At 74.1% G+C, this 24,294-nt stretch carries 27 protein-coding genes; 12 read left to right on the top strand and 15 right to left on the bottom strand.

Annotated elements, in window-relative coordinates; translation table 11 throughout:
- Nucleotides 1–53 precede the first annotated feature (53 nt).
- The 5 genes from ACFCZN_RS19775 to ACFCZN_RS19755 form a co-directional block, all read right to left on the bottom strand.
- Nucleotides 54–920, bottom strand: coding sequence for a carbohydrate ABC transporter permease (locus ACFCZN_RS19775; RefSeq protein ID WP_430557892.1), 867 nt, complete (start codon nucleotides 918–920; stop codon nucleotides 54–56).
- Complete coding sequence (locus ACFCZN_RS19770) at nucleotides 917–1,909, bottom strand: carbohydrate ABC transporter permease (RefSeq protein ID WP_430557891.1); 993 nt, start codon at nucleotides 1,907–1,909, stop codon at nucleotides 917–919. Before ACFCZN_RS19770 ends, ACFCZN_RS19775 begins: the two co-directional genes overlap by 4 nt.
- A gap of 150 nt (nucleotides 1,910–2,059) precedes the next feature.
- Nucleotides 2,060–2,965 carry an oxygenase MpaB family protein gene (locus ACFCZN_RS19765; protein WP_430557890.1) on the bottom strand — a complete coding sequence of 302 codons (906 nt, stop codon included), beginning with the start codon at nucleotides 2,963–2,965 and terminating at the stop codon, nucleotides 2,060–2,062.
- Between the two features lie 15 nt (nucleotides 2,966–2,980).
- The gene (locus tag ACFCZN_RS19760; protein ID WP_430557889.1) at nucleotides 2,981–3,364 is read right to left on the bottom strand and encodes a DUF4440 domain-containing protein; all 384 of its coding nucleotides are present in this window, start codon (nucleotides 3,362–3,364) and stop codon (nucleotides 2,981–2,983) included.
- 130 nt (nucleotides 3,365–3,494) lie between these two features.
- Complete coding sequence (locus tag ACFCZN_RS19755; RefSeq protein WP_430557888.1) at nucleotides 3,495–4,319, bottom strand: DUF4352 domain-containing protein; 825 nt, start codon at nucleotides 4,317–4,319, stop codon at nucleotides 3,495–3,497.
- Nucleotides 4,320–4,511: 192 nt separating this feature from the next.
- Here ACFCZN_RS19755 and ACFCZN_RS19750 point away from each other — a divergent pair, with 192 nt between their 5' ends.
- From ACFCZN_RS19750 to ACFCZN_RS19740, 3 genes are all read left to right on the top strand, one after another.
- Nucleotides 4,512–5,939: a histidine kinase gene (locus tag ACFCZN_RS19750; RefSeq protein WP_430557887.1), complete on the top strand. Its 1,428-nt coding sequence runs from the start codon at nucleotides 4,512–4,514 to the stop codon at nucleotides 5,937–5,939.
- 60 nt (nucleotides 5,940–5,999) lie between these two features.
- Nucleotides 6,000–6,638: a response regulator gene (locus tag ACFCZN_RS19745; protein WP_430557886.1), complete on the top strand. Its 639-nt coding sequence runs from the start codon at nucleotides 6,000–6,002 to the stop codon at nucleotides 6,636–6,638.
- A gap of 166 nt (nucleotides 6,639–6,804) precedes the next feature.
- Complete coding sequence (locus tag ACFCZN_RS19740; RefSeq protein ID WP_429765407.1) at nucleotides 6,805–7,641, top strand: MBL fold metallo-hydrolase; 837 nt, start codon at nucleotides 6,805–6,807, stop codon at nucleotides 7,639–7,641.
- Here ACFCZN_RS19740 and ACFCZN_RS19735 read toward each other — a convergent pair.
- Nucleotides 7,638–8,774 carry an FAD-dependent oxidoreductase gene (locus tag ACFCZN_RS19735; RefSeq protein WP_429765405.1) on the bottom strand — a complete coding sequence of 379 codons (1,137 nt, stop codon included), beginning with the start codon at nucleotides 8,772–8,774 and terminating at the stop codon, nucleotides 7,638–7,640. The genes ACFCZN_RS19740 and ACFCZN_RS19735 overlap by 4 nt on opposite strands.
- A gap of 101 nt (nucleotides 8,775–8,875) precedes the next feature.
- Here ACFCZN_RS19735 and ACFCZN_RS19730 point away from each other — a divergent pair, with 101 nt between their 5' ends.
- The 5 genes from ACFCZN_RS19730 to ACFCZN_RS19710 all read left to right on the top strand — a co-directional run bounded on the left by ACFCZN_RS19730 (nucleotide 8,876) and on the right by ACFCZN_RS19710 (nucleotide 12,904).
- On the top strand, nucleotides 8,876–9,178 hold the full coding sequence (locus ACFCZN_RS19730) for a putative quinol monooxygenase (RefSeq protein ID WP_429765404.1): 303 nt from the start codon (nucleotides 8,876–8,878) through the stop codon (nucleotides 9,176–9,178).
- Between the two features lie 4 nt (nucleotides 9,179–9,182).
- Complete coding sequence (locus tag ACFCZN_RS19725; protein WP_430557885.1) at nucleotides 9,183–10,373, top strand: FAD-dependent monooxygenase; 1,191 nt, start codon at nucleotides 9,183–9,185, stop codon at nucleotides 10,371–10,373.
- Between the two features lie 33 nt (nucleotides 10,374–10,406).
- Nucleotides 10,407–11,819, top strand: coding sequence for an APC family permease (locus ACFCZN_RS19720; RefSeq protein WP_430557897.1), 1,413 nt, complete (start codon nucleotides 10,407–10,409; stop codon nucleotides 11,817–11,819).
- 54 nt (nucleotides 11,820–11,873) lie between these two features.
- Nucleotides 11,874–12,287 (top strand): Hsp20/alpha crystallin family protein, encoded by a 414-nt coding sequence (locus ACFCZN_RS19715; RefSeq protein WP_429765400.1) that lies wholly within the window; start codon nucleotides 11,874–11,876, stop codon nucleotides 12,285–12,287.
- 107 nt (nucleotides 12,288–12,394) lie between these two features.
- Nucleotides 12,395–12,904 (top strand): hypothetical protein, encoded by a 510-nt coding sequence (locus ACFCZN_RS19710; RefSeq protein WP_429765398.1) that lies wholly within the window; start codon nucleotides 12,395–12,397, stop codon nucleotides 12,902–12,904.
- On the opposite strand, the gene ACFCZN_RS19705 is transcribed toward ACFCZN_RS19710, so the two are convergent.
- On the bottom strand, nucleotides 12,880–13,209 hold the full coding sequence (locus ACFCZN_RS19705; protein WP_430557884.1) for a DUF86 domain-containing protein: 330 nt from the start codon (nucleotides 13,207–13,209) through the stop codon (nucleotides 12,880–12,882). The genes ACFCZN_RS19710 and ACFCZN_RS19705 overlap by 25 nt on opposite strands.
- Nucleotides 13,206–13,754, bottom strand: a complete 549-nt coding sequence (locus ACFCZN_RS19700) for a nucleotidyltransferase domain-containing protein (protein ID WP_430557883.1) — start codon at nucleotides 13,752–13,754, stop codon at nucleotides 13,206–13,208. Before ACFCZN_RS19700 ends, ACFCZN_RS19705 begins: the two co-directional genes overlap by 4 nt.
- Nucleotides 13,755–13,870: 116 nt before the next feature.
- Here ACFCZN_RS19700 and ACFCZN_RS19695 point away from each other — a divergent pair, with 116 nt between their 5' ends.
- A complete protein-coding gene (locus ACFCZN_RS19695) occupies nucleotides 13,871–15,097 on the top strand; it encodes an NAD(P)/FAD-dependent oxidoreductase (protein WP_430557882.1) in 1,227 nt (408 codons plus the stop codon).
- 83 nt (nucleotides 15,098–15,180) lie between these two features.
- Here the strand turns inward: ACFCZN_RS19695 and ACFCZN_RS19690 are convergent, their stop codons facing one another.
- The 5 genes from ACFCZN_RS19690 to ACFCZN_RS19670 form a co-directional block, all read right to left on the bottom strand.
- On the bottom strand, nucleotides 15,181–15,945 hold the full coding sequence (locus tag ACFCZN_RS19690) for an ABC transporter permease (protein WP_430557881.1): 765 nt from the start codon (nucleotides 15,943–15,945) through the stop codon (nucleotides 15,181–15,183).
- Nucleotides 15,945–16,730 carry an ABC transporter ATP-binding protein gene (locus ACFCZN_RS19685; RefSeq protein WP_429765389.1) on the bottom strand — a complete coding sequence of 262 codons (786 nt, stop codon included), beginning with the start codon at nucleotides 16,728–16,730 and terminating at the stop codon, nucleotides 15,945–15,947. The genes ACFCZN_RS19690 and ACFCZN_RS19685 overlap by 1 nt, the downstream gene beginning before the upstream one ends.
- 26 nt (nucleotides 16,731–16,756) lie before the next feature.
- Nucleotides 16,757–17,596 (bottom strand): DUF4097 family beta strand repeat-containing protein, encoded by an 840-nt coding sequence (locus ACFCZN_RS19680; RefSeq protein ID WP_429765387.1) that lies wholly within the window; start codon nucleotides 17,594–17,596, stop codon nucleotides 16,757–16,759.
- A gap of 78 nt (nucleotides 17,597–17,674) precedes the next feature.
- Nucleotides 17,675–18,211, bottom strand: a complete 537-nt coding sequence (locus ACFCZN_RS19675) for a histidine kinase (protein WP_430557880.1) — start codon at nucleotides 18,209–18,211, stop codon at nucleotides 17,675–17,677.
- Between the two features lie 111 nt (nucleotides 18,212–18,322).
- Nucleotides 18,323–18,838: a hypothetical protein gene (locus tag ACFCZN_RS19670; protein ID WP_430557879.1), complete on the bottom strand. Its 516-nt coding sequence runs from the start codon at nucleotides 18,836–18,838 to the stop codon at nucleotides 18,323–18,325.
- A 34-nt stretch (nucleotides 18,839–18,872) separates the two neighbouring features.
- On the opposite strand from ACFCZN_RS19670, the gene ACFCZN_RS19665 reads away from it, so the two are divergent.
- A complete protein-coding gene (locus tag ACFCZN_RS19665) occupies nucleotides 18,873–19,646 on the top strand; it encodes a class I SAM-dependent methyltransferase (RefSeq protein ID WP_430557878.1) in 774 nt (257 codons plus the stop codon).
- A 19-nt stretch (nucleotides 19,647–19,665) separates the two neighbouring features.
- Here ACFCZN_RS19665 and ACFCZN_RS19660 read toward each other — a convergent pair whose 3' ends face one another.
- Nucleotides 19,666–20,544, bottom strand: a complete 879-nt coding sequence (locus tag ACFCZN_RS19660) for a VOC family protein (protein WP_430557877.1) — start codon at nucleotides 20,542–20,544, stop codon at nucleotides 19,666–19,668.
- A 56-nt stretch (nucleotides 20,545–20,600) separates the two neighbouring features.
- Complete coding sequence (locus tag ACFCZN_RS19655) at nucleotides 20,601–21,524, bottom strand: ribokinase (RefSeq protein ID WP_429765379.1); 924 nt, start codon at nucleotides 21,522–21,524, stop codon at nucleotides 20,601–20,603.
- A gap of 159 nt (nucleotides 21,525–21,683) precedes the next feature.
- On the opposite strand from ACFCZN_RS19655, the gene ACFCZN_RS19650 reads away from it, so the two are divergent.
- Nucleotides 21,684–22,931, top strand: a complete 1,248-nt coding sequence (locus tag ACFCZN_RS19650; protein ID WP_430557896.1) for an endonuclease/exonuclease/phosphatase family protein — start codon at nucleotides 21,684–21,686, stop codon at nucleotides 22,929–22,931.
- A 166-nt stretch (nucleotides 22,932–23,097) separates the two neighbouring features.
- Nucleotides 23,098–24,252 carry a ScyD/ScyE family protein gene (locus ACFCZN_RS19645; RefSeq protein ID WP_429765377.1) on the top strand — a complete coding sequence of 385 codons (1,155 nt, stop codon included), beginning with the start codon at nucleotides 23,098–23,100 and terminating at the stop codon, nucleotides 24,250–24,252.
- Nucleotides 24,253–24,294 lie beyond the last annotated feature (42 nt).

Here is a 24,294-nt window from a genome sequence, read left to right as displayed (position 1 = left end):
ACGTGCTCCTTGGTTCGGGGTGGTGTTCGGGAGGCAGGCCGGGCGGGACGGGGTCACCCCGTCACCGCGCCCGCGGTGAGGCCGGCGACGAGGCGTCGCTGGAGGATCAGGAAGACGAGCAGGATGGGCAGCGTCACGACGACGGTCGCGGCCAGCAGCACGCCCCAGTTCGACATGCCGTCGGTGTTCTGCAGCAGCGTGAGGCCGACGGGGAGGGTCATCCTGTCGGCGTGGTCGACGACGAGGAACGGCCACAGGTAGTCGTTCCACTCGGTCACGACGGACACCAGCGCGACGGCGGCGAGCGTCGGCGTGCTCATCGGCACGACGAACGTCCACAGCTTGCGCCAGTGCCCGGCGCCGTCCAGCTCGGCCGCCTCGAGGATGGACGCGGGCAGCGTGAGGAAGTGCTGCCGGAACAGGAAGGTGCCGAACGCGCTCGCCAGGCCGGGCACGAGGATCCCCTGGTAGGTGTTGAGCCAGCCGAGGCTCGCGACCAGCGTGTAGTTGGGGATGATCGTGATCTGCGGCGGGATCATCAGGGTCGCGATGACGAGCCCGAACACGAGCTTCTTGAACGGGAAGTCGAGGAAGACCAGCGCGTACGCGCAGGCCAGCCCGAGCGCGACCTTGAGGCCCGCGCCGACGACGGTCAGGCCGATGCTGTTCGCCAGCAGCCGCCCGAGCGGGATCGCGCCCGCGGCCTGCGCGTAGTTGTCGAGGCTCGGCGAGCCGGGCAGCCACTGCAGCGGCACCTGGTACAGCTCCTCGGGCGTCTTGAGGCTGGCGAGGAGCAGCCAGGCCAGCGGCAGGCCGAGCACGACCGTCGCGAAGACCATCGTGAGATAGCCGCCGACCTGAGGCGACCGTCGTCGGGCCGAGCGCCCGGGGATCCGTCGGTCGATCATGACCGCGCTCATGCGTAGTGCACCTTCCGCTGGACGTACCGCATCTGCACCGCGGTGACGGCGAGGAGCACGAGGAACAGGACTGTCGCGACGGCGGACGCGTACCCCGCGCGGCCGCCCACGAAGCTCTCCTCGTAGATCGAGTACATGAGCGTCGTCGTGGATCCCAGGGGCCCGCCCTGGGTCATCGCCTTGATGATGTCGAAGGACTGCAATGAGGCGAGCATCATCGTGACCAGCAGGAAGAACGTGGTCGGGGTGAGCAGCGGCAGCACGATCGAGCGCAGCGTGCGGGCTGACGACGCGCCGTCGAGCGCGGCGGCGTCGCGCAGGTCCTGCGGCACGGCCTGCAGCCCGGCCAGGTAGATGAGGGCGACGTACCCGAGGTTCTTCCACAGGTAGACGACGATCACCATGACCAGCGGCCACGGGCGCGCGGTGTACCAGGCGGGCGACTCGAGTCCGACCCAGCCGAGCAGCTCCTGCACCAGGCCGTAGCGCGGGTCGAACATGAACAGCCAGAGGATGCCGACGGCGAAGCCGCTCAGCACGTAGGGCGCGAACGCGATCGTGCGGGCGATGCCGCGGCCCCGCAGCCGACGGTTCAGCAGCAGCGCGAGGCCCAGGCCCAGCACCATCGCGCCGCCGACGGTCGCGACGGTGAAGACGAGCGTCGTCGTCACGACGCGGCCCGTGGTCGGCGCGGAGAACCACTCGACGTAGTTGCCGAGCCCGACGAAGCGGGCCGACGGGGAGCCGAGGTTCCACTGCAGCGTCGACAGGTACAGGCTCTGCAGCAGCGGCCGGTAGACGAAGACGACGATGAGCAGGACGTTCGGCCCCGCGAGCAGCAGCGCCCACAGCAGGGCGTTCCGCCGTCGACGGGCGCCGAGGCGGCTGCGCGTGCGGGTGGCGGGTGGTGGGCCCGCGGGCGGGGTGCCCGCCCGGGCCGACGGGGCGTCCGGGAGACCGGACGGCCGTGGGGTCACGACGGTGGTCACAGCCGCGACTCTAGGAACCGCTGCGCCCGATATGTCCGGGTGGGCGGGGCGTCCGGCGAAGCGTTCGGGCAACGTTCATCGGGGCGGTCCCCGCAGGTCACGGGCGCACCGCGCCGGTCACGCGGACGTCGACCGGGCGTCAGGCGGGCGTCAGCCGGGCGTCGTCTCCGGGACACCCGCGCGGGGATAGGCCCGGGTCTTCTCCGAGGTGCCCATCCCCCACCGCACGGCGCGGGTGGCGAGGGAGCCCGCCGGCCCGCCGAGCGTGCGGCGGAACCAGGTGTCGACGTCGAGAGCGTCCCGCGCCCAGGCGGGCAGGGTCGAGACAGCGCCCGCCGCGAGCAGCGCGTAGGGCGGCCGAGCCGCTCGCGGCAGCGGCGGCTCGCGCAGCAGGAAGCGCACCGTGTCGAGCGCGGCCTCCGACGCCTCCAGCTCGGGCCGGTAGGCCTCGATCGTGTCGCGCAGCTCGGCGACCGTCCCGGGCACGACGACGGCGCCCAGCGCCCGCGCGACGCGCGCCACCTGCGCGACGTACTCGTCGGCCTCGCCGTCGGTGAGCGGCCGCTCCCCGAAGCGTTGGTGCGCGGTGAGGAACGAGTCGGCCTCCGCCGCGTGCACCCAGGTGAGCAGGTGCGGGTCGCCCGCGCGGTACGGCCGCCCGTCCAGCGCCTTGCCGCGCACCCGGTCGTGGACTGCCCGGACCCGGTCGACCATCGCCTGCGCGTCGTCCGCGGTGGCGAACGTCGTGGTCGCGAGGAACGTCGCCGTGCGCTCGAGCCGGCCCCACGGGTCGCCGCGGTAGCCCGAGTGCCCCGCCACGCCCGCCATCGCCAGGGGGTGCAGCGACTGCAGCAGCAGCGCCCGCAGCCCGCCCACGAACATCGACGCGTCGGCGTGCACCCGCCCCACCGGGCTGTCCGGCGCGAACCAGCGCGGGCCGGGCGTCAGGTGGATCCGGTCGCGGACCGCGACGCCGTCGGCGCCCGACACCTTCTCGAACAGCACCTCCCCCAGGCGCAGCCGCAGCCGCTCCACGGGGTTCGTCGCCGTCGTCATCCCGTCAGTATCCGCTCATACGTCCATCGGCGTGAGCACCGCGATGCGCCACCCGTCGTCCGTGCGCACGAGCTGGTAGACGAAACGTTCGGTGCCCTCGCCCGGCCCGTCGTGGTGCCAGGTCACGTCGGCCCACACGCTGTGGGCCGTGACCGCCACGACCCGCATGTCCGACGTCATGCCCGTGACGCCCTCGTACTGGCTCCACGACGACCCGAAGAACTGCTCCGTCTGCGCGCGGCTCGTCACCGGCAGCGACTGCCCGGGGAACAGGATCAGCGCCGGCACCGCGTACAGGTCGGCGACCGCCGCCTCGTCGCGGTCCAGCAGCGCCTGCCGGTAGCGGTCGAAGAACTCTGCGGCCACGGCGTCCGGTGCGTCCGTGCGGTCGGTGGTCATGGCGTCGCCTCCTCGCGAGTCGATTCCGTCGACAGGTCGACCGTACGCGCGACCGCGGGCACGAGCCTCTGCCCGCCGACCGTCGGGGAGTGACGGGCGGCGGGCAGAGACGGTCCTCAGGTCGCGGGCGTCACTTCACCGCGACCTCGACACCGCCGGAGAACATCGAGTCGTGCAGCTCGAGGGTCGCCGGGGTGGCGTTCCGGGGGATGTCGAAGACCACGACGCCGTCGACCTTGTTCCCAGGGTTGATCTCGTTGAGGAACGAGTTGGACTCGTCGAGGTAGATGCCGGCCTCCGAGTCCGCCGAGTGCGTGCGGCCCTTCGTGTCGACGAGGCTCTGGCTGCTCCCGTCGAAGTACTGCGCCTCGTCGCCGATGTTCTCCACCGTCATGTGGACGAGCACGAACTGCCCCTGCGCCTCCTCGCCCAGGAACTCGTCGCCGACCTCCTGCACGCCGTCCTCGAGCTTCGTCACCGTGAACTCGAACTTGCCGTCGCGGACCTTGTCACCGACGGCGGGCAGCGTGTCGGCCTTCTCGTCCTTGACGGGCTTCTCGTCCTTCTCGGTCTTCGCGCCCTCGGCCGGCCCGTCAGCGGACTCGTCCGTCGCCGCCTCTGCCTGCTGCGCCGTGGCCGTGTCGACGTCGGCGACGGCAGGGCTGTCGTCGCCGCCCCCACCGCTCGCGCTGGCGATGATGACGACGAGGACCACGGCCGTGCCGAGCCCGGTGAGCACCTTGTGGCGGGCGAACCAGTTCTTGCGCTTCTCCGGCGCCGGCGGCATCTGCGGCTGCGGCAACCAGCCCTGCGGCGCGCCGAAGGGCGCCTGCTGGCCGGGCTGCGGCGGCCCGTACGGCTGCTGCGGGTACGGCTGCTGCGAGTACGGCTGCTGCTGCGGGCCGGGCTGCTGCGGCACGGGCTGCTGGGACGGGTCGGGGTGAGGCGTGGACATGAGGACTCCTGAGGGGTGCGGTGCCACGAGGGCCGGGACGTCGATCGGAACGGGACGATCGTCCGGCGCAGGGGCACCCCGGCGGATCCCCTTCGCGGCTCGACCGGCCGAGCCGAAAGGTGGACAGGTTTCCCTCGCCGTCGAGCCGATCGGGGGACGGCGGCGGGCCGGCGACCGCCGTACGCTGCCCGCATGAATCCGCCGCCGAGCCCCGCCGACCCGTACGGCCGCCCGCCGTCGGGCGCGCCCGGCGGTCAGGGGCCCGGCGCGCCTCCCCCGCCGGTGCCGTCGTACGCCCAGCCCAACCCCCCGTATCGTCCCGCCCCCGCCGCGCCCGCGTCGCGCCTCTCGCCCGGCCGACGGTTCTGGAGCATCGCGGGCACGATCGGCGCGATGGTCGTGGCGTGGTCCTGCGCGATCGTCGGGATCGCGTTCGCCACCCCGGTGGACGACCTGGGCGACGCTGACGTCGCCTGGTCGCTGCTGTGGTTCGTCGTCGCGGTCGGCGTCGGGGCCGCGATGTGGTGGCGGACGTCGCACCCGGTGCTGGTCTGCCTCGCGACCGCGGCGGTCGGCGTCGTCGGCCCGCTCGGCGCCGTCGCGCCGCTCGTCGCGCTCCCGTGGGTGATCGCGCGGACGGACCTGCGGCGCAGCCTGCTGTGCGGCGGTGCGACGGCCCTCGCATTGGCCGTGACCTTCTGGCGCGACGCCACGACCGCACCGCAGGTGATCTTCTCGGTGGCGCTGGAGAACGGCTCCACCTCGTACATGTCGCCCGTGGGGTACATCGTGCTGGGCGTGCTCGGGCTCGCCGTCTCGGTCGGTGCCGGGCTGCTGCGACGCCTCGTCACCGCGAACGCGGACGCCGACGCCGCGCGCCAGGTGGCCCAGCGCGCCGACGTCGCGGCCCAGGAGGCGCTGCAGCAGGCGACCGCCGAGGCGCGGCGCGCCGACGACCTCCGGGCCGAGTCCGAGGCGTTGCGCACCGAGCTCACCCGGCAGGAGGAGCGCGACCTCATCGCCCGCGAGATGCACGACACCGTGGCGCACCAGCTCTCCCTCGTCTCCCTCGAGGCGGCGTCGCTCGAGGTGTCGTCCGACGACCCGGGGGTCGGGGACGCCGCGCGGTCCATGCGCTCGTCGGCGCACCGGGCGCTCGAGGAGATGCGCACCCTCATCAAGTCCCTGCGCGACGGCGCCGAGGAGTACTCCGGCGCCGCGCCCTCCCTCGGCGACCTGGCCGAGCTGCTCGACGGCGCCCGGGAGCGCGGCGTCGACGTCACCGCCACCGTGTTCGTCACCGACGCCGACGCCGCGCCCCCCGCCCTGACCCGCGCCGTCTACCGCGTGGTGCAGGAGTCGCTGACGAACGCCGCGAAGCACGCGCCCGGAGCGCGCGTGGACGTCAACGTACGCGCCCGCCCCGGCGCCGGGATGGACGTCGTCGTGCGCAACGGTGCCGGAGCAACGCGCGGTGGCGTCCCCGGCGCGGGCGTCGGCATCCCCGGGATGCGGGAACGGTGCGAGGCTCTCGGAGGCTCGTTCGACGCCGCGCCGACCGAGGACGGCGGGTTCCGCGTGCGGGCGCACCTGCCGTGGGTGGTCACCGCGGAGGACTGAGGCTGCTGACGCTCCCCGGTCACCCTGCGCCGGCGGTACCGCGGTGGCTAGGGTCGGCGTGTGGTCAGGGTGATGATCGTCGACGACGATGCGATGGTGCGCGGGTTCCTGCGGACGATCCTCACGAAGAGCGGGCTCGACGTCGTCGCGGAGGCCGCCGACGGCGACGAGGTGGTCACCGCCGTACAGGCCCACCACCCGGACGTCGTCCTCATGGACCTCCGGATGGAGCGCATGGACGGCATCCGCGCCACCGCCGCCGCCGTCGCGCTCCCCTCCGCGCCCGGCGTCATCGCCATGACGTCGTTCGACACCGAGTCGGCCATCCTCGACGCCGTCCACGCCGGCGCCGCCGGCTTCCTCGCGAAGGACTCCGGCCCGGACGAGCTCGTCGCCGCCGTCCGCTCCGTCGCCGCGGGCGAGGGCGCGCTGTCCCCGCGGGCCGCGCGGGTCGTCATGGAGCAGGTCGGCTCCAGGCCTGCCGCCCGCGGCCGGCGCGAGGCGCGCGAGCTGCTCGCGCAGCTCACCGAGCGGGAGATGGAGATCGCGGGCGCCGTCGCCGAGGGACTGTCGAACGCCCAGATCGCGGAGCGACTGTTCCTCGGCGAGGCGACGGTCAAGACTCACCTGGCCCGCGCCACCACCCGGCTCGGGGTGAACCGCGTGCAGCTGGCGCTGCTGGTGGACCGGGCCTGGTGAAACGGCTGCCAACTCCCAGGACGACCGAGCGGCGGTGATTTTCGCCCGGCGCGTCGGTCACCATCGGCACGGGGGCTCACAGCAGAGCATCGTCGCCACAACCGGACCGGAGACCAACGATGGGGATCACACTTTCGGACACAGTCCTTCTGTTCGGGGCCATGCCGTGCTGACGCGGGTCGCGGACGGTGTGTGGGCGCACCGGAGCGAGCTGCTCCAGAACAACGCGGTGGTCGTGCGCGGCCCGAGCGGCGTACTCCTCGTCGACCCTGGGCTGACACGCGTCGAGATGGAGTGCCTCGCGCACGACCTCCGCGACCTGCACCTTCCGGTCGTGGCGGGTTTCGCGACGCATCCCGACTGGGACCACGTGCTCTGGCACCCCGAGCTCGGCGACGCGCCCCGCTACGGCACGGCCCGCTGCGCGGCAGAGCTGCGACGCGTGCTGTCGGACCCGGGCTGGGAGACGCGCGTCACCGAGGGGCTGCCGCCCGAGATCGCGGACGACGTGCCGCTCGACGGGTACGGCCTCGTCACCGCCCTGCCGGACGGGACGACGCGGATCCCCTGGGACGGTCCTGACGTCCGGGTCGTCGCGCACCCGGCGCACTCCCCGGGCCACGCGGCCCTGCTGGTCGAGGAGCACCGGGTTCTTGCGGCCGGCGACATGCTCTCGGACGTCTTCGTCCCCATGCTCGACGACTTCGACGACGCGAACGACCCGATCGGCGACTACCTCAGCGGACTGGAGCTCCTGGAGCGGGTGGCCGGCGGCGTCGACGCCGTGGTCCCGGGGCACGGGTCGGTCGGCGGGGCCGACCAGCTGCGCGCGCGGTTCGCGCAGGACCGCGCGTACCTGCACGCGCTGCGAGACGGCCGCGCTCCCGACGACCCGCGGATCGGCCCGAGGGCCAAGCCCGGCTGGGAGTGGGTGAGCGACATCCACGAGGGGCAGGCCCAGAGCGTCGCCCGCCGGCGCGAGGCCCGCGGGTCGCGCGACTAGCGCGCCCCGGCGAACGCGTCGGCGTCAGTCGCCGCGGCGTCGAGGTAGCGCACGATCCGGTTGACGGCGTCCCGGCCGGCGCGGTTGGCGCCGATGGTCGACGCGGACGGCCCGTAGCCGATGAGGTGCACGCGCGGCTCGCCGTCCACCTGGGTGCCGTCCATGCGGATGCCGCCGCCGGCGGTGCGCAGGTGCAGCGGTCGCAGGTGGTCGAGGGCGGCGCGGAAGCCGGTGTTCCAGAAGATGACGTCCACGGGAACGGTCTCGCCGTCGGGCGTGACGACGCCGTCGGGAACGATCCGGGTGAACATGGGCCGCCGGTGGAGCACGCCGCGCGCCTCGGCGGCGAGCAGCGACGGCGTCTTGATGAGGCCGGTGACGGACACGACGCTCAGCGGCGGCAGCCCTTCACGCACCCGGTCGGCGACCATCGCCACGGCGCGCGAGCCGTCCTCGGGCTCGAACGAGTCGCGCCACACGGGCTCCCGCCGCGTGAACCAGAAGGTCTGCGCCACGTGCGAGACCTCCTCCAGCAGCTGCACCGCGGAGATCCCGCCGCCGACGACGGCGACGCGCTGCCCCGCGAAGTCCTCGGCCCGCACGTAGTCGGCGGTGTGCAGCTGGCGGCCACGGAACGTCTCCTGCCCCGGGTAGGCGGGCCAGAACGGCTTCGACCACGTGCCCGTCGCGTTGACGATCGCCCGCGCGACGACGACGCCGGACCGGCCCCCGCCCTCCCACCGGACGAGCAGCCCGTCGTCGTCCGCCTCCTCGACGCGGCGTACGCGCACCGGCCGGACGACGGCGAGGCCCAGCTCGTGCTCGTAGTCGCCGAAGTACGCGGGCAGCACGTCGACGCTCGCCGCCTCCGGCTCCACGTCGGGCTGCTCGATGCCGGGCAGGTCGTGGATGCCGTTCACCGTGCTCATCCGCAGCGAGCGCCAGCGGTGCCGCCACGCTCCCCCGGGCCCGTCCTCGGCGTCCAGCACGAGGTAGGTGCGTTCGCCGGACGCCGCGCCCGCCGCGGGCGCGAACCCGCGCCGCCGCAGGTGGTACGCCGCCGACAGGCCCGCCTGTCCCGCGCCGATCACGACGACGTCCGCCATCTGCGGCACGGCCTCGGTCGTCGTCATGCCTCTGGCAACACTGCCCGCGACGGCGTGCTTCCGAGGGCCCGTGTGGTGTCGCGCACCCGCCGGGTCCGTGTCCCTGGAGGGGACTACCGTCACGACCCATGACCTACGCCAACGTCGGCACGCTGGGTGCCGCCCCCGGGAAGCGCGACGCGCTGGTCGCGCACCTCACGCAGCGCAGCACGGAGCTCGCGGACGCGGGCTGCCTCCTCTACGAGGTCGGCGTCAGCGACGACCAGCCGGACACGGTGTTCGTCGCCGAGCTGTGGACGTCGGCGGAGGCGCACCAGGCGTCCCTGCAGCTCCCCGCCGTGCAGGCGTCGATCGCCGAGGCCCGGCCCCTGCTGTCCGGCGAGTTCGGCGGCTTCCGCTTCACGGTCGTCGGCTCGCCGCTGCGAGACTGACGCGGTGACACGGGGAGAGGCGGAGACGGCCCGCCACACCGCCGTCGTGATCGGCGGCGGCATCGGCGGCCTGGCGTCGGGCGTGGCGCTGGCGCGCCACGGCTGGGACGTCACGGTCGTCGAGCGCGCGATGTCGCTGGACCCGGTGGGCGCGGGGATCGTCGTCGCGCCGAACGCGGTGCGGTCGCTGGACGCGCTCGGGATCGGCGACGCGACGCGCGACCTGGCGGCGCTGCAGGGCGAGTTCGGCCTGCGCCGCCCGGACGGGAGGTGGCTGGTCCGCGGCCGCGCGGAGGGCGCCGAGTCGGTCTTCGGCGACCGCACGCTGATGCTGCACCGCGCGCAGCTGGTGGGGCTGCTCGCGGACGCGCTGCCGACCGGGGCGCTACGCCTCGGCACGACGGCGACCGTCACGGACCCGGGCACGGCCTCGCGCCCCGCACGCGTGACGACCACTGACGGCGCGGGCACGACCACGGAGGCCGACGCCGACCTCGTCGTCGCGGCCGACGGCATCGGCTCCGCCACGCGCACCCGCTGGTGGCCGAGCGCCCCCGCGCCGCTGTCCGGCGGGTCGACGGCGTGGCGGTTCGTCACCCCGCGGGTCCCCGGCGTCGTGGGCTCCGAGATCTGGGGCCGCGGGATCGTCGCCGGGGTCATGCCGCTGGCCGACGGACGCGTCTACGTGTACGTCTCGGTGGCCGACGCCGTCGGCGCCCCGCGCGGCCTCGACGAGCTGCGCGCCCGCCTCGCCGACTGGCACGACCCGGTTCCCGCGCTGCTCGCCTCCGTCGACGACGCCACGGCGCTGCGGCACGAGCTCCGGCACCTGCCCGCGCCCCCGGCATCGCTCGTGACGGGCCGGGTCGCGCTCGTCGGCGACGCCGCGCACGCGATGCTCCCGAACCTCGGGCAGGGCGGGTGCCAGGCGCTCGAGGACGGGGTGGTGCTCGGCGCGCGGGTCCGCCCGGACGACGACGTCGCGGCCGCGCTGCTGCGCTGGTCCGCCGAGCGGCGGCCGCGCGTGGCCCAGGTCATGCGGCTGTCGGCGCGGGTCTCCGGGCCGACCCTGTGGACGTCGCCCGCCGCCACGACCCTCCGCGACGCCGGGATGCGCGCCGTCGGCCGCTGGACGGAGGCGCTGGGCGCCCGAGCCCTGCGGCCCGTGATGTCCTGGCAGCCGCCCGCAGACTGACTTCGTCCTACGCTGGCACAGCCCCCACCCCAGCTGCCCGAGGAGCTGAGTCCCGCGTCTTCCGACCCCCGCCCCACGAAGGACGTTCCCGGCGCTGCTGCGCCCGAGGGACAGCTCCACCGGAGCCTGTCCCTGCGACACCTCGTCGTCTACGGCCTGCTGTTCATCGGCCCGACGGCGCCCATGGGCACCTTCGGGGTGCTGGACGCGCGCAGCAACGGCGCGGTCGCCCTCGTGTTCGTCGTCGCGACCGTGGCGATGGCGTTCACCGCGTGGTCGTACGCCCGCATGTCCGTCGCCGTCCCGAAGGCAGGGTCGGTCTCGGCCTACGCGACGGCGGGGCTGGGGCGGCGGCCGGGCTTCATGGCCGGGTGGATGATCGGCCTGGACTACCTGTTCATCCCGAGCCTGGCCGCGCTGTTCTGCGGGATCGCCAGCCACGCCCTGTTCCCCGCGGTGCCGGTCTGGGCGTTCACCGGCGCTGCGGTGCTCCTCATCACGGGCCTGAACCTCGGCGGGGTCCGGCTCGCGGCCACGGTGGGGTTCGTCGCCCTGGTCGTGGAGATCGTGGTGCTCGCCGCCTTCTGCGTCGGCGCGGTCGTCGTCCTGGTGCAGGAGGGGCCGGCCAGGCCGTGGCTGTCCCCGCTGACCGGGCTCGACGGGTTCACGCTCGCCGGGACGCTCGGCGCGGTCTCGGTGGCGGCCCTCGCCTTCCTGGGGTTCGACGCGATCGCCACCTTCGCCGAGGAGAGCACCGGCTCCCCGCGGCAGATCGGCCGGGCCCTGATCTTCTGCCTCGTCCTCGCCGGGGCCCTCTTCGTGCTCCAGACCTACCTGGGCGCGCTCCTGACGACGGCGACGCCCCAGGAGCTGGCCGCGAACCCGGAGCAGCAGGGCACGATCTTCTACACGACGATCAGCGAGGAGATGGGGGCGTGGCTCGGCACCACCGTCACGACGGCGCGCGCCATCGGTCCCGTGCTCTCCGCGCTCGTCGCACAGGCCGCGGTGAGCCGCCTCATGTACGGGATGGCGCGCGACGGACAGCTGCCGGCCCGGCTCGGGTCCGTGAGCCGCCGGACCGGCGTGCCCCGGCTCGCGACCCTCGTCTCGGCGGTCGCCACGCTCCTCATCGCCGTGGCGGCGGCGGTCAGGCCCGACGGCCTCGACCTGCTGTCCTCGATGGTCACGGTCGGCGCCCTGACCGCGTTCGTCTTCCTGCACGTCGCCGTGGTCGGCTACTACGTGGTCGGCGGGCGCACCGACCGTCGGGTCCTGCACACGGTCGTCCCCGTCGTCGGCCTGGCGATCGTCGTCACCGTGCTCGTCCTGGCCAGCCATCTCGCCCTGGAGGTCGCGGCCGGGTGGCTCGTCCTGGGCCTGGTCATCATGCTCGTGCGGGGCAGGCGGCGTGACGCGTCCGCCGTCGGCGAACCCGGAAATTGAGTCGGGGTGGCTCAAGTTGAACCGGTCAGCAGCTACTCACCCGAGGAGGACAGCATGACCACCACCCTGACCCGCACCCCGTTCGCCGACGCGTGGCTCCGCGACCTGTGGACGCCGCGCCTCGCGACCGAGGGCCCCGTGCCCGCCGCCGACGTGTACCGCGACGGCGAGAACCTCGTCGCTCGCCTCGACCTGCCGGGCGTGAACCCGGCCGAGGACGTCACCGTCGAGGTCGAGGGCCGCAAGCTCGTCGTGCGCGGCGAGCGCAAGGACCAGCGCCCCGAGGAGTCCGAGGGCCGTCGCATCTCGGAGGTCCGCTTCGGTGCCTTCCGCCGCGTCGTCACCCTGCCGAAGTCCGTGGACGGCGACGCCGTCACCGCGGCCTACGACGCGGGCGTCCTGACGGTCACCGTCGCCGGCGTCTTCGCCGGCACGACGCCGCAGCGCATCGAGGTCACCAGCGCCTGATCCCAGGCTGATCTCAGGCACCGCCCGACGGCGCCCGGTCGCACCCGCGGCCGGGCGCCGTCGTCGCGTCCCGACGCAGCGCCTGAGGCGTGCTGTTTCCTTGAACCATGGAAGCCATCGCCGCAGCCGTCGCTGTCCTCGGGACGCTCCTTGGAGCGCTCGTTCAGCGACGATTCCAACGCCAGAGCGCCATCGAGACGAATGAACTCGCCCGACTCGAGAGCCTCCGTCAGGAACGCCTGGCCGCCAGCGCGGAGTATGCGGAAGCACTGGCCAAGTACAGGCGCGCCCAGATCGATCGCTGGTACGCACGTGACCAGGCCGGATCGACACCTCCCGAGAACGAACATGAGGTACATCGGCAGCGAGACCTCACTCAGGGGGCTCTGTTCCGCCTTCAGCTCGTATCAGACTCAGAAGAGTTGGCGAGTCTCGCCGACTCGGTCTTTCTCGCCATGAACGCCTTTAAGGCGGCAAGCTCTCGCGATGAGGTGGAAATGGTGCGCGATTCCACGCACGCCATGATCCGTGAATTCGTGCGTGCCGCAGGACGCCAGCTTGAACCAGGCAGCACGCGGCGAGCGCACGAAGGTCAATCGAGATCGTCGAGCACCTGATGGAGCGCGGCTGCGAAGGGCTCCAGGTCGTTCTCCACGGTCGCCCGGACGATAGTCCTGTCGACCGTCGTATAGCCGTGCACGATGCGGTTCCGGGTAGCCCAGATCGCCGGCCACGCCTCGCCGAAGGCGAGCACCCGCCCGCTCTCGCTCAGGCGCGAGGCCGCATCGATCGCGGCGACGAGCCGGAGGCACACCGCGTCCACCAGCACCTGCGTCCCCCAGGAGCCTTCGGCGACGTGCTGCCCGAGAATCGCAAGGTGCTCGAGCGACTCCCGTGCCAGCTGGGCGTCGGTGCGCTTCACAGCGCGATGGCGTGCACGGACTCGCGAACAGCCGGCCGCAGCGCCATCTCGCTCACGACGTCGACCGGCCGACCGAGTAGGGCCTCGAGCTCGACCTCGAGCGCGCCGAGAGCGAAGAGGCCGACGCCGTCGTCGAGATCGACGAGGAGGTCGACGTCGGAGTCACCTCGGTGGGTCCCGGCGGCGACGGAGCCGAAGACGCGCACCCGTCGAGCGCCATGCCGCGCGGCGGCGGCGACGATGTCGTCCCGGTGGACACGAAGCACGTCGTCGAGCACAGATCCCGCAGGGCTCGCGCCATCCACGCCCAGCGCCGAACCGGGAGCGCCCGACCTGTCCAGCAACCGCTTGACCTCCGGCTGGCTGCGCCCGAGCGCCCGAGCGATCCTGCGCTGGCTCCAACCGAGGTCCCGTGCCTGGCGCGCACCTCGCTCGAGAGTCGCACGCGCCTCGACGCGAAGCGCCTCCGCCTGGTCGGCCAACGCACCGAGGTAGTCGGCGAAGGCGCGCTCGACCGCCGACTCACCCTCTGCCTCACTTGACATACGGCCCCCTCCGATAGGTGATGCTATCGGATGCCTCGTCACACCTCCATCCCCCGTCTCGTCGTCACCGTGAGCAACCGACGAGAAGACGGACGAAGACGGACCGAGGAGACGAGATGTCGCACAGGACGCAGGTCGTGGTGGTGGGCGGCGGGTACGCCGGGGTGATGGCGGCGAACCGTCTGACGGCGCGGGACGACGTGGCCGTGACGCTGATGAACGCCCGCCCCGTGTTCGTGGAGCGGATCCGGCTGCACCAGCGGACCGCCGGGTCGCACGACGCGGTCGCGGACTACGGGGAGCTGCTGGCCGACGCCGTGCGGCTCCGGGTCGCGACCGTCGAGCGGATCGACGCCGACGGGCGGCGGCTCGTGCTCGCCGACGGCGACACCCTCGCGTACGACTACCTGGTGTACGCGGTGGGCAGCACGAGCGCCGCTCCCCAGGTGCCGGGGGCGGCGGAGCACGCGTACCCGCTGGCGAGCCTGGAGGAGGCGGACCGGCTGGCCCCGGCACTGGCCGCGGCCGGCCCCGGCGCGCGGGTGACGGTGGTGGGCGCGGGCCCCTCGGGCATCGAGGTGGCGTCCGAGCTGGCCGAGCAGGGCCGGGCGGTGACGCTGGTCTGCGGCGACCTGCTCGGCCCGTACCTGCACCCGAACGGCCGGCGGGCCGTCGCGGCCGCGCTCGCACGGCTCGGGGTGGAGGTCGTCGCCGGACCCGGCGCCACCGTGACGGCGGTGACGGCGGACGCGGTGCAGCTCGCCGACGGCCGCGACCTGCCGAGCGACGTCACCATCTGGACCGCGGGCTTCGCCGTCCCGGACCTGGCCGCCCGCAGCGGCCTGACCACCGACGCGGGGGGGCGCCTGCGCACCGACGAGACGCTCACCAGCCTGGACGACGACCGTATCGTCGCCGCGGGCGACGCGGGCACGCCGTCCGGCCTGCCGTACCGGATGAGCTGTCAGGCGGCCGGTCAGCTCGGCGGTGCCGCCGCGGACACCGTGCTCGCCCGGCTCGCGGGGACCGAGCCCGCGCCGGCCGCGATCGGCTTCCTGGGCCAGTGCCTCAGTCTTGGCCGCGGGGTGGGCCTGTTCCAGTTCGCGAACCGCGGCGACGTCCCGGTGCGGGCGTTCCTCGGCGGCCGGCTGGGCGCGCGCGCCGGGGCCTGGCTCAAGGAGCTCGTGTGCCGCAGCACCGTGCTCCAGCTGACGTGGGAGGCGCGGCGGCCCGGCATCCTCCGGTACCCCTCGTTCGTCGGCGACCCGCGCCGCGCGGCGGCGGTGCGAGACCGGCGGCAGGAGACGGTGGCGCCCGACGTCGTGCCGACGGCCTCGGTGTAGCCCTGTCCCGCGCACGACGACGGCCGAGCCCCGGTGGTGGACCACCGGGGCTCGGCCGTGCGTGGCGCGGTCGGGCGGCGTCGTCAGCCGACGCGCCGCCGGTACGCGGCGACGGCGAGGGCGTAGCCGACCCCCAGGATGCCGACGAGCCAGGCGAGGGCGACCCCGATGTCGCTGCCGACGGGCTGCTCCGCGAACAGGGCGCGGATCGTGTCGACGACGGACGTCACCGGCTGGTTCTCCGCGAACCAGGCGACCGGGCCGGGCATCGTGTCCGTGGGCACGAACGCCGAGCTGATGAACGGCAGGAAGATCAGCGGGTAGCTGAAGGCGCTCGCGCCGTCGACGGTCTTCGCGGACAGCCCGGCGAGCACGGCGAGCCAGGTCAGGGCCAGCGTGAACATCGCCAGGATCCCGGCCACGGCCAGCCACGCCCCGAACGAGGCCCCCGTGCGGAAGCCCATGAGGAGCGCGACGCCGACGACGATCGCGACCGAGACGAGGTTCGCCACGACCGACGTCAGGACGTGCGCCCACAGGACGCTCGAGCGGGCGATCGGCATGGACTGGAACCGGTCGACGATCCCGCCCTGCAGGTCGAGGAACAGCCGGTACGAGGTGTACGCGACGCCCGACGCGATGGTGATGAGCAGGATGCCGGGCAGCATGTAGTTGATGTACGACTCGTCCGTGCCGAGGTCGATGGCCCCGCCGAAGACGTAGACGAACAGGAGCATCAGCGCGATCGGCGTGACCGCGGTGGTGATGATGGTGTCGGGACTGCGCAGGATGTGCCGCAGGGAGCGCCCGGTGAGGGTGCTGGTGTCGGCGAGGGTGTGGGTGGTCATCAGGATTCCTTCTCGGTACCGGTCGCGCCGACGAGCGAGAGGAAGACGTCCTCGAGGGACGGCTGCTTCTCGACGTACTCGACCTTGGCGGGCGGGAGGAGCTGCTTGAGCTCGGCGAGGGTGCCGTTCTGGATGATCGTCCCCTGGTGCAGGATGGCGATCCGGTCGGCGAGCTGCTCGGCCTCGTCGAGGTACTGCGTGGTGAGCAGCACGGTGGTGCCGTTGCTGGCGAGCTCCTTGACGGTCTCCCAGACGTCGATCCGCGCCTGCGGGTCGAGACCCGTGGTGGGCTCGTCGAGGAAGACGATCGGCGGGTCGCCGATGAGGCTCATGGCGATGTCGAGCCGACGCCGCATGCCGCCGGAGTACGTCCCCGCGCGGCGGCCGCCGGCCTCGGTGAGCGAGAACCGGCCGAGCAGGTCGTCGGCGATCGCGCCGGCGTCCGGCAGGTGCCGCAGCCTGGCGACGAGCACGAGGTTCTCGCGGCCCGTGAGGACCTCGTCGACGGCCGCGAACTGGCCGGTGAGGCTGATGGACCGGCGCACGTCGCCGGGCTTGGCCGCGACGTCGTAGCCGTGCACGACGGCGGTGCCCGCGTCGGCCTTGAGCAGCGTCGACAGGATCCGCACGAGCGTGGTCTTACCGGCGCCGTTCGAGCCGAGCAGGGCGAAGATGCTCCCGGGGGCGACGTCGAGGTCGACGCCGCGCAGCACGTGCAGCTCGCCGAACGACTTCTCGATGCCCTGCACGTGGATCGCGGGCTCGGTGGTCTGAGGTGTGGTCATGTCCGTTGCTCCGTTCTTCGGTCGGTTCACGGCCGGCGGACGACGACGTCGCCGAAGCCGGTGCTGGCGTGGATCTCTGCGGTGGTCTCGTCCTCGACCGGCCCCTCGGTGGGGGTCAGCTGGTTGCGGACGGTCCCGCTCTCCGACGAGAGGTCGAGGTAGGCGGCGGTGCCCTCGGGCACCCCGACCTCGATGGATCCGAAGGAGGTCGTGAGGGTGACGGCGCCGGACTCCAGGTTGTTGACCCGGATGCCGGCGTGCGCCGACTTGGCCGTGAGGGTGCCGCGCACGCGACTCACGGCGATGTCGCCGTGCGCCCCGTGCACCTCGAGGGTCCCGGTCACGGAGCCGACGGTCGTGGTGCCGTTGGTCGCGCGGATCGTGCCGTCGCCGAGGACCTCGTCCACGAAGACGGACCCCGCGCTCACCTTGACGTCGAGGGAGCCGGTGACGCGGCCCGCGGTCGCGGAGCCGGCGGAGACCTTGAGGTCGAGCCGCTCGACGTCGTCGACGCGGGCGTTCCCGGCCGACAGAGTCATGTCGACGGCGGCGAGCGAGCCCTCGGCGTAGAGCGAGCCGACCTTGCCGCTCAGCGACGAGCCCTCGGGGAGCTCGACGGTGATGTCGGCGGTGCCGGACGCGAACGGGAGCACGTACTGCTTCCACGAGCCGGGGTACGTGATCGACACGGCGTCGCCGTCGCGGTCGACGCGCACCGACTCGGCGGCGCGGGCGCTGCCCGACTTGGCGTTGGTCGGCAGGACGGTGACGACGACGTCGTCACGCTCCCCGGCGACCACGTGCACGTTGGCGAACGGCACGTCGACGAGGACGGGGACGGGCTGGGGGGCAGGGAAAGTGGGCATGACGGAGCTCCAACAGTGGTGTCGGTGTGGTGTCAGGGGGAGGACGGGGGCGGTGCGGTGCGCGGACGTGCGAAGGGATCAGCGCACCCAGCCGGTGACGCGGCCGGAGCCGCGCTGCTGCGGACGGGCCTGGGCGGCCGGGCGTCCGGTGGACTGCTCGAGCGCGGCGGCGACCGCACGGACGAGCCACGTGTTGACGGAGACGCCGTCGCGAGCGGCGGCGGTCTCGGCCTGCGTCTTGAGGTGGTCGGGCAGGCGCAGGGTGGTGCGGGTGGTGGCGCCGCCCTCGAGGTCGACGCTCACCGAGAAGCCCGGGCCGGTCGCCTCCAGGGTCGGGGCGGACGCCGGGGCCTGCGCCGGCTCGGACGGCCCGGTCGGTGCGGTGACGACGAACTCGGGGGAACCGCCGCGGAGCCGGATGTCGACCGAGCCGGGGGCCAGATCGGCGGAGATCTCCCCCGCCGCGTCGGACAGCGCCTCGAGCAGCACCAGCCGGGCGGCGGCGTCGAGCGGGGCGGTCAGGCGGGAGGCCAGCTCCCGCGCCTCGTCCCCGCCGGCGGCGGCTGCGGTGCCGAGCTGCTGCTGCAGCTCGTCGACGTATCTCGTGAGGTCCATGGCTCCACTGTGACACCACAGTGGTGTCACGGCAAGCCCTTTGGCGTCATTTCTGGTGTCAATCTGGCGCCGGGTGGTGTCGCGGCGCGCCAGCGCCAGCGTCGTCGCAGGTCAGAGGTGCTGCTCGCGCAGGATGCGCACCGCCCTCGGCCCGACGCCGTGCAGGGCCAGGAGCTCGGCGTCGGTCCGTGCGGCGACGTCGGCGAGGGTCGTGACACCAGCGCCGGCGAGCGCCCGCGTGGCCGGGCGTCCGATGGCGGCGGGCAGGTCGCCCACCTCCCCCGGCTCGGCGGTGTCGGCCGCCGCGAGCGCGGCCGCGAGCTGCCGCGGTGCACGGACGGACCACGCCCGCCGGACCCAGTGGTTGAGCTGCTGCCCGTCCAGCGCGGCGAGCGGGAGCCGCGCCCCGAGCAGGGTCGCGCCGCGGGTCAGCGGCTCCGCCCCGGGGACGTCGGCGACGGCCGCGTCGACGTCCTCCGTCGCGAGGTGCAGCTGGACGACGTCGTCCCGCGTCACCGACGCGAAGCCCTTGCCCCGCACGGTGAACGACACCATGCCGGCGCGCGCGCTCTCGGCCGCCTCGGGCAGGGCGAGGGCGGCCTGGCGTAGCTGGGCGACCGTCGTCATCCCGTCACCCTGCCACGACGGTTAGCGTGGCGTCGTGAGCAGACCCCCGCAGGGCCCCGACGACGCCGCGCGCGGCGTGCGCCTGTTCGACGACGTCCGCCCGGACGAGGCGGACCGCGCCTACCTGCCCGGCATGAGCAGCGCGTGGAAGATGCCCTGGTACGACGTGCAGAGCTGGTGGCGGCACGCCGGGCGGCTGCACCGCCGCACCGTCGAGGTGGCCGGGATCCAGCCGGGCCAGCGCGTGCTCGACGTCGGCTGCGGCACCGGCAACCTCGCCCTCACGGTGCTGCGCGCGGTGCCCGACGCCGCGGTGACCGGCCTCGACCCGGACGGCGCCGCCCTGCGCCGCGCGGCCCGCAAGGCCCGACGGCGGCGGGTCGGGCGGCGCGGCTCGCTCACGCTGGTGCGCGGCTTCGCCGACCGGCTGCCGGCCGCCGACGCGGGCATCGACCACGTCCTGTCCTCCCTCGCCCTGCACCACGTGCCCCTGGACGAGAAGCGCCGGTTCGCCGCCGAGCTCGTCCGCGTCCTGCGCCCCGGCGGCACGGTCACGATCGCGGACCTCGACGCGCCCGGGCACGGCGGCGAGCACGGTCACGACAGCGGGCACGACAGCGGGCACGACCACGGGCACGGCGGGCACCCTCACCACCGGGAGATCGGGGCGAACCAGCACCGCGACGACAACGCCGACGGCGGGATCCAGCGCCTGCTCACGGACGCGGGGCTCGTGGACGCACGGGAGGTCGCGCGCGCGACGTTCATGGACACCCCCGTGATGTGGGTGCAGGCGCGACGCCCCTGACACCCGACGCCGGCAGGCGTCAGGACTTCCCGGCCTCGGCCTCGGCGGCGACGAACTCGGGCGGCGGGGCGAACTGGGAGAGCACGAGGTCGGCGCCGAACGGGTCGCGGATCGTCGCCTCCCGGGTCCACTCGGTGTCCTCGGTCGCGTGCACGACGGCGCCGCCCCGCTCGGCGGCCTCGGCGGCGGCGTCCCGGTCGGCCACCGCGAACACGACCGACCACCGCGCCGGCCCGTCGGCGGGCAGCACCCCCGCCACGACGTCCGAGAACCCCGGCGGGACGAACTCCTGCCGCTCGTGGATGCCGGGGTCCACGGTGCGGGCCAGGTGGTCGCCGTACCCGGGCACCCGCGCCATGCCGGCCCCGAGGTCGTCGCTGCGCTCCCAGCCGAGCAGCGGCCCGTAGAACCGCAGCGCGGCGTCGACGTCAGGGGTGAGCAGGTTGCTGAAGTTCCAGGTGCCGGGCTCGTTGACGCGCTGCGCCCCGGCGCGGGTGCCGGCCCGCCAGAGCCGGCTGGGCGCGCCCTCCGGGTCGACGATGCGCGCCATCCACCCGGCGGCCTGCCCGGGCGGGCCGACCTGCTGCGGTGGCGAGCTCACCACGCCGCCCAGCTCGGCGACGCGGGCCGCCGCGGCCTCGAGGTCGTCCACGGCGAGGTACGTGTGCCACGCCGGCTCGCCGTCGTACCCCGGGTCGGGCGTGGCGACCGCGGCGATCGCCGTCGCATCGGTGCCGTCCCACGACGCCACGGCGTACCGCCCGGGCGCACCCGGCGGCAGCTTCTCGGTGAACCGCCACCCGAACAGCGCGCCGTAGAACGCGAGCGCCGCGTCGACGTCGGCGACCTCCAGGTCGATCCAGCTCGGGACCCCGTGCGGGTACGTGTGCTGACTCATCTCCCCAGGTTGCACCGGCCCACCGACACCTCGCCCGACGGCACGGCTGCCGCGGGTCACACCGCGGGCAGCTCGTCGCCGGCCGACGGGTAGGAGGCCTGCGCGCCCGGGGAGCGCACGGCGTACGCGCCGACGCGGGCCGCCGTGCGCGCGGCGTCGACGAGGCCGTCTCCCCGCGCCAGCCCGTGGGCGAGCGCTCCGACGAACGCGTCGCCGGCTCCCGTGGTGTCGACGGCGCGCACCCGCGGCGCCGGCACCGCCGTCACGTCGTCGTCCTGCCCGACCAGCGCCCCGCGGGGCCCGAGGGTCAGCACGACCGACCGCACCCCGCGCGCGAGCAGGCCCCGCACCAGCACCTCCTCGCTCTCCTCGGCGGGGACACCCAGCGCCCCGGCCACGAGCCGCGCCTCGTGCTCGTTGAGCACCAGCGGGTCGGCGCGCAGCAGCACGTCCTCGTCGACGTCGAGCACCGGCGCGAGGTTGACGACGAGCCGGCCCCGCGCGGTCCGCGCGGCGGCCTCGATGGCCGCCCGCGGTATCTCGCCCTGCAGCACGACGCTCGCGGCGCCCGCGACGAGACCGGCGTGCGCGCTCACCATGGTCTCGTCGACGGCCCCGTTGGCGCCGGGGACGACGACGATGGAGTTCTCGCCGTCGTCGCTCACGGTGACGATCGCGATGCCGGTGCGGCGCCCGGGCGCGACCGCCAGGGCCGTGAGGTCGACACCGGCGGACCGGAGCCCTGCGAGCGCCGCGTCGGCGAACTCGTCGTCGCCCACCGCGCCGACGAACGCGACGTCCGCGCCCAGCCGGGCGGCCGCGACGGCCTGGTTGGCCCCCTTGCCGCCGGACATGACGCGCATGCCGTGCCCGAGGACCGTCTCGCCGGGCGCCGGGTGCGCCGTCACGCCGACGAGCAGGTCCGCGTTGGTGGACCCGACGACCACCACCCGGCCGGTCGAGGACGTCACCGAACCCATTCCCGTCACCTCCTGCGCCGTCGTGCGCCGTCGTGTCCCGTACGTCCCGGAAACGATGACACACGGCGCGTCCGCCCTCACCCCGCGGCCGACGTTCACGCGCCGTTGAGGCGGGCGTCACCGGCCGGCGCTAGCGTCGGCCGGGTGACCACGCCCACGATGCGACGACGCACCCTCACGGCCGCCACGGCGCTCGCCGTGGCCCTCCCCACCGCCCTCCTCCCCCTCGCCGCGAGCGCCCACGGGCACCACGGCGGGCACCACGGCGGGCACGGTCCCGACCGCTCGCTGCGCGTGGCGACGTACAACCTGTCGCTGAACCGCGCGGCGGAGGGCGAGCTGCAGGCCGACCTGTCCACCGGCGACGACCCGCAGGCCCGCACGGTCGCGGAGGTCATCCAGCGCGCGGACCCGGACGTCGTCCTGCTCAACGAGTTCGACCACGACGCCGCCCACGCGAGCGTGGACCTGTTCCGCGAGAACTACCTCGAGGTGCCGCAGGGCGGCGCCGACCCGGTGCGCTACCGCTACGCGTACACCGCGCCGTCGAACACGGGGATCCCCAGCGGCGTCGACCTCGACAACAGCGGCACGGTGGGCGGCGGCAACGACGCCTTCGGCTTCGGCGAGTTCCCGGGCCAGTACGGCATGGTCGTGCTGTCGAAGTACCCGATCGACACCCGGAACGTGCGCACCTTCCAGCACTTCCTGTGGAAGGACATGCCGGGTGCGCTGCTGCCCGACGACCCCGCCACGCCCGACCCCGCGGACTGGTACTCCCCCGCGGAGCTCGACGTCGTGCGGCTGTCCAGCAAGTCGCACTGGGACGTGCCCGTCCGCGTGGGCCGCGAGACGGTGCACGTGCTCGCCGCGCACCCCACCCCGCCGACGTTCGACGGGCCGGAGGACCGCAACGGGCGCCGCAACCACGACGAGATCCGGTTCTGGGCCGACTACGTGACGCCCGGGAAGGCCTCGCGCTACGTCTACGACGACGAGGGCGGGCGCGGCGGGCTGAAGCCCGGCGAGCGCTTCGTGATCCTCGGCGACCAGAACGCCGACCCGCTCGACGGCGACTCGGTGGACGCGGCGATCGACCAGCTCCTGGACCACCCGCGGGTCACGGACCCGCGCCCGACGTCGGAGGGCGCGGTCGAGGCGTCGTCCCTGCAGGGCGGCGCCAACGCGACGCACCGGGGCGACCCCGCCCTCGACACGGCCGACTTCGCCGACACCGCGCCGGGCAACCTGCGGGCCGACTACGTGCTGCCGTCGAGGGGCCTGCCCGTGCGCGACGCCGGCGTGTTCTGGCCCACGCAGGCCGACCCGCTGTCCCGGCTCACCGGCACGTACCCGTTCCCGTCCAGCGACCACCGCCTGGTGTGGGTGGACCTGCGGGTCGGCTGACCGCGGACACGGCGCCGCGGAGAGCGCGCCGCGGGACCGGTGCCGAGGGCATCCCGAATCACCCGCGCTTCACCCCCGCCGCCGGCACCCCGCCGGTGCGAGCGCCCCCGGGCGGTCGCAGGCTCGACAGTGCTGTGCCATCTCACCGTCGAGCCCTGGAGATCCCATGAGACGCGCCCTCACCGCGGCCGCCGCAGCAGCGACGGCGCTGCTGCTCGCCGCGAGTCCCGCCGCCGCCCACGGCGGCAAGCCCGCACCGAAGCCCCCGACGGTCACCGAGATCGCCTCCGGCCTGGTCACCCCGCTCAGCGCCGCGGTCGGCGCCAAGGGCACCTCGTACGTCACCCAGAACTTCGCCGGCCTGCTCACCGAGGTGGACAAGCGCGGCGACGCCACCGTCCTCTACGCGTCCGCGAACGGCGAGGAGGTGGGCGGCGTCTCCTACCGCGACCGCCGCCTCACGTTCACCGAGACCCTCATCGACGACGAGACGGGTCCCGTCGCGTCGAGCATCAAGACGCTGCGCCTCGACAAGAAGGGCAACCCGACCGGCCCGGCGCGCACGCTCGCGGACGTCCGCGCGTACGAGGACGCGAACAACCCGGACGGCGACGTCACCTACGGGTTCCGCGACGTCGACCAGGCCTGCCTGGACCAGGCACCGCCGGACGGCATCCCGGTCCGGTACGAGGGGATCCAGGACTCGCACCCCTACGCGACCACCCGCGGCTGGGGCACGACCTTCGTCGCCGACGCGGGCATGAACGCGATCCTCTCCGTGAGCGATCGCGGCCGCGTGCGCACCGTCGCGGTGCTGCCCGCGCAGCCGGCCGTCGTCACGGCGGACGCCGCGGCGATGTTCGGCCTGCCGGACTGCGTCGTCGGCGAGACGTACTGGTTCGAGCCCGTCCCCACGGACGTCGAGGTCGGCCCCTGGGGCCAGCTCTACGTCACCACGCTGCCCGGCGGGCCGGAGGACGACAGCCTCGGCGCGCGGGCGGCGGTCTACCGCGTGAACCCCTGGTCGGGTTCCGTGCGGATGGTCGCGGGCGACCTCCTCAGCGCCACGAACCTTGCCGTCTCGCCGTCCGGGGACGTCTACGTCGCGGAGCTGTTCGGCGGGAAGATCACGCAGGTGACGCGCCACGGGAACCGCACCGTCGTCGAGACCGCGCTGCCCGCCGGCCTCGAGTGGGACCACGGTGACCTCCTGGCCACCACGAACGCGCTGCCCGGCGAGGGCGCCCCGCCCGACGGCCACCTCGTGCGCGTCGACCTCTCCCGGTCGCACGGCCACGGCCACGGCCACCACGGCCGCTGACCGTCCCTGGTCGTGGGAGCTCGTCTGGCGCTGTTCGCGAGG

The sequence above is a fragment of the Isoptericola sp. NPDC056134 genome (assembly GCF_042264825.1).
GTDB lineage: Bacteria > Actinomycetota > Actinomycetes > Actinomycetales > Cellulomonadaceae > Isoptericola > Isoptericola nanjingensis.
Note: the sequence above shows the minus strand (reverse complement) of the source record. Positions and strands in the feature narration are given on the sequence as shown.

Excerpts from the sequence above, each read along its gene's own strand:
- ACFCZN_RS19775 (WP_430557892.1), bottom strand. The coding sequence starts at position 920 with ATGAGCGCGGTCATGATCGACCGACGGATCCCCGGGCGCTCGGCCCGA.
- ACFCZN_RS19650 (WP_430557896.1), top strand. The coding sequence starts at position 21,684 with ATGCGACGACGCACCCTCACGGCCGCCACGGCGCTCGCCGTGGCCCTC.
- ACFCZN_RS19675 (WP_430557880.1), bottom strand. The coding sequence starts at position 18,211 with ATGGACCTCACGAGATACGTCGACGAGCTGCAGCAGCAGCTCGGCACC.
- ACFCZN_RS19655 (WP_429765379.1), bottom strand. The coding sequence starts at position 21,524 with ATGGGTTCGGTGACGTCCTCGACCGGCCGGGTGGTGGTCGTCGGGTCC.
- ACFCZN_RS19680 (WP_429765387.1), bottom strand. The coding sequence starts at position 17,596 with ATGCCCACTTTCCCTGCCCCCCAGCCCGTCCCCGTCCTCGTCGACGTG.
- ACFCZN_RS19695 (WP_430557882.1), top strand. The coding sequence starts at position 13,871 with ATGTCGCACAGGACGCAGGTCGTGGTGGTGGGCGGCGGGTACGCCGGG.
- ACFCZN_RS19730 (WP_429765404.1), top strand. The coding sequence starts at position 8,876 with ATGACCTACGCCAACGTCGGCACGCTGGGTGCCGCCCCCGGGAAGCGC.
- ACFCZN_RS19715 (WP_429765400.1), top strand. The coding sequence starts at position 11,874 with ATGACCACCACCCTGACCCGCACCCCGTTCGCCGACGCGTGGCTCCGC.
- ACFCZN_RS19690 (WP_430557881.1), bottom strand. The coding sequence starts at position 15,945 with ATGACCACCCACACCCTCGCCGACACCAGCACCCTCACCGGGCGCTCC.
- ACFCZN_RS19735 (WP_429765405.1), bottom strand. The coding sequence starts at position 8,774 with ATGACGACGACCGAGGCCGTGCCGCAGATGGCGGACGTCGTCGTGATC.
- ACFCZN_RS19700 (WP_430557883.1), bottom strand. The coding sequence starts at position 13,754 with ATGTCAAGTGAGGCAGAGGGTGAGTCGGCGGTCGAGCGCGCCTTCGCC.
- ACFCZN_RS19760 (WP_430557889.1), bottom strand. The coding sequence starts at position 3,364 with ATGACCACCGACCGCACGGACGCACCGGACGCCGTGGCCGCAGAGTTC.
- ACFCZN_RS19750 (WP_430557887.1), top strand. The coding sequence starts at position 4,512 with ATGAATCCGCCGCCGAGCCCCGCCGACCCGTACGGCCGCCCGCCGTCG.
- ACFCZN_RS19685 (WP_429765389.1), bottom strand. The coding sequence starts at position 16,730 with ATGACCACACCTCAGACCACCGAGCCCGCGATCCACGTGCAGGGCATC.
- ACFCZN_RS19660 (WP_430557877.1), bottom strand. The coding sequence starts at position 20,544 with ATGAGTCAGCACACGTACCCGCACGGGGTCCCGAGCTGGATCGACCTG.
- ACFCZN_RS19670 (WP_430557879.1), bottom strand. The coding sequence starts at position 18,838 with ATGACGACGGTCGCCCAGCTACGCCAGGCCGCCCTCGCCCTGCCCGAG.
- ACFCZN_RS19645 (WP_429765377.1), top strand. The coding sequence starts at position 23,098 with ATGAGACGCGCCCTCACCGCGGCCGCCGCAGCAGCGACGGCGCTGCTG.
- ACFCZN_RS19765 (WP_430557890.1), bottom strand. The coding sequence starts at position 2,965 with ATGACGACGGCGACGAACCCCGTGGAGCGGCTGCGGCTGCGCCTGGGG.
- ACFCZN_RS19710 (WP_429765398.1), top strand. The coding sequence starts at position 12,395 with ATGGAAGCCATCGCCGCAGCCGTCGCTGTCCTCGGGACGCTCCTTGGA.
- ACFCZN_RS19755 (WP_430557888.1), bottom strand. The coding sequence starts at position 4,319 with ATGTCCACGCCTCACCCCGACCCGTCCCAGCAGCCCGTGCCGCAGCAG.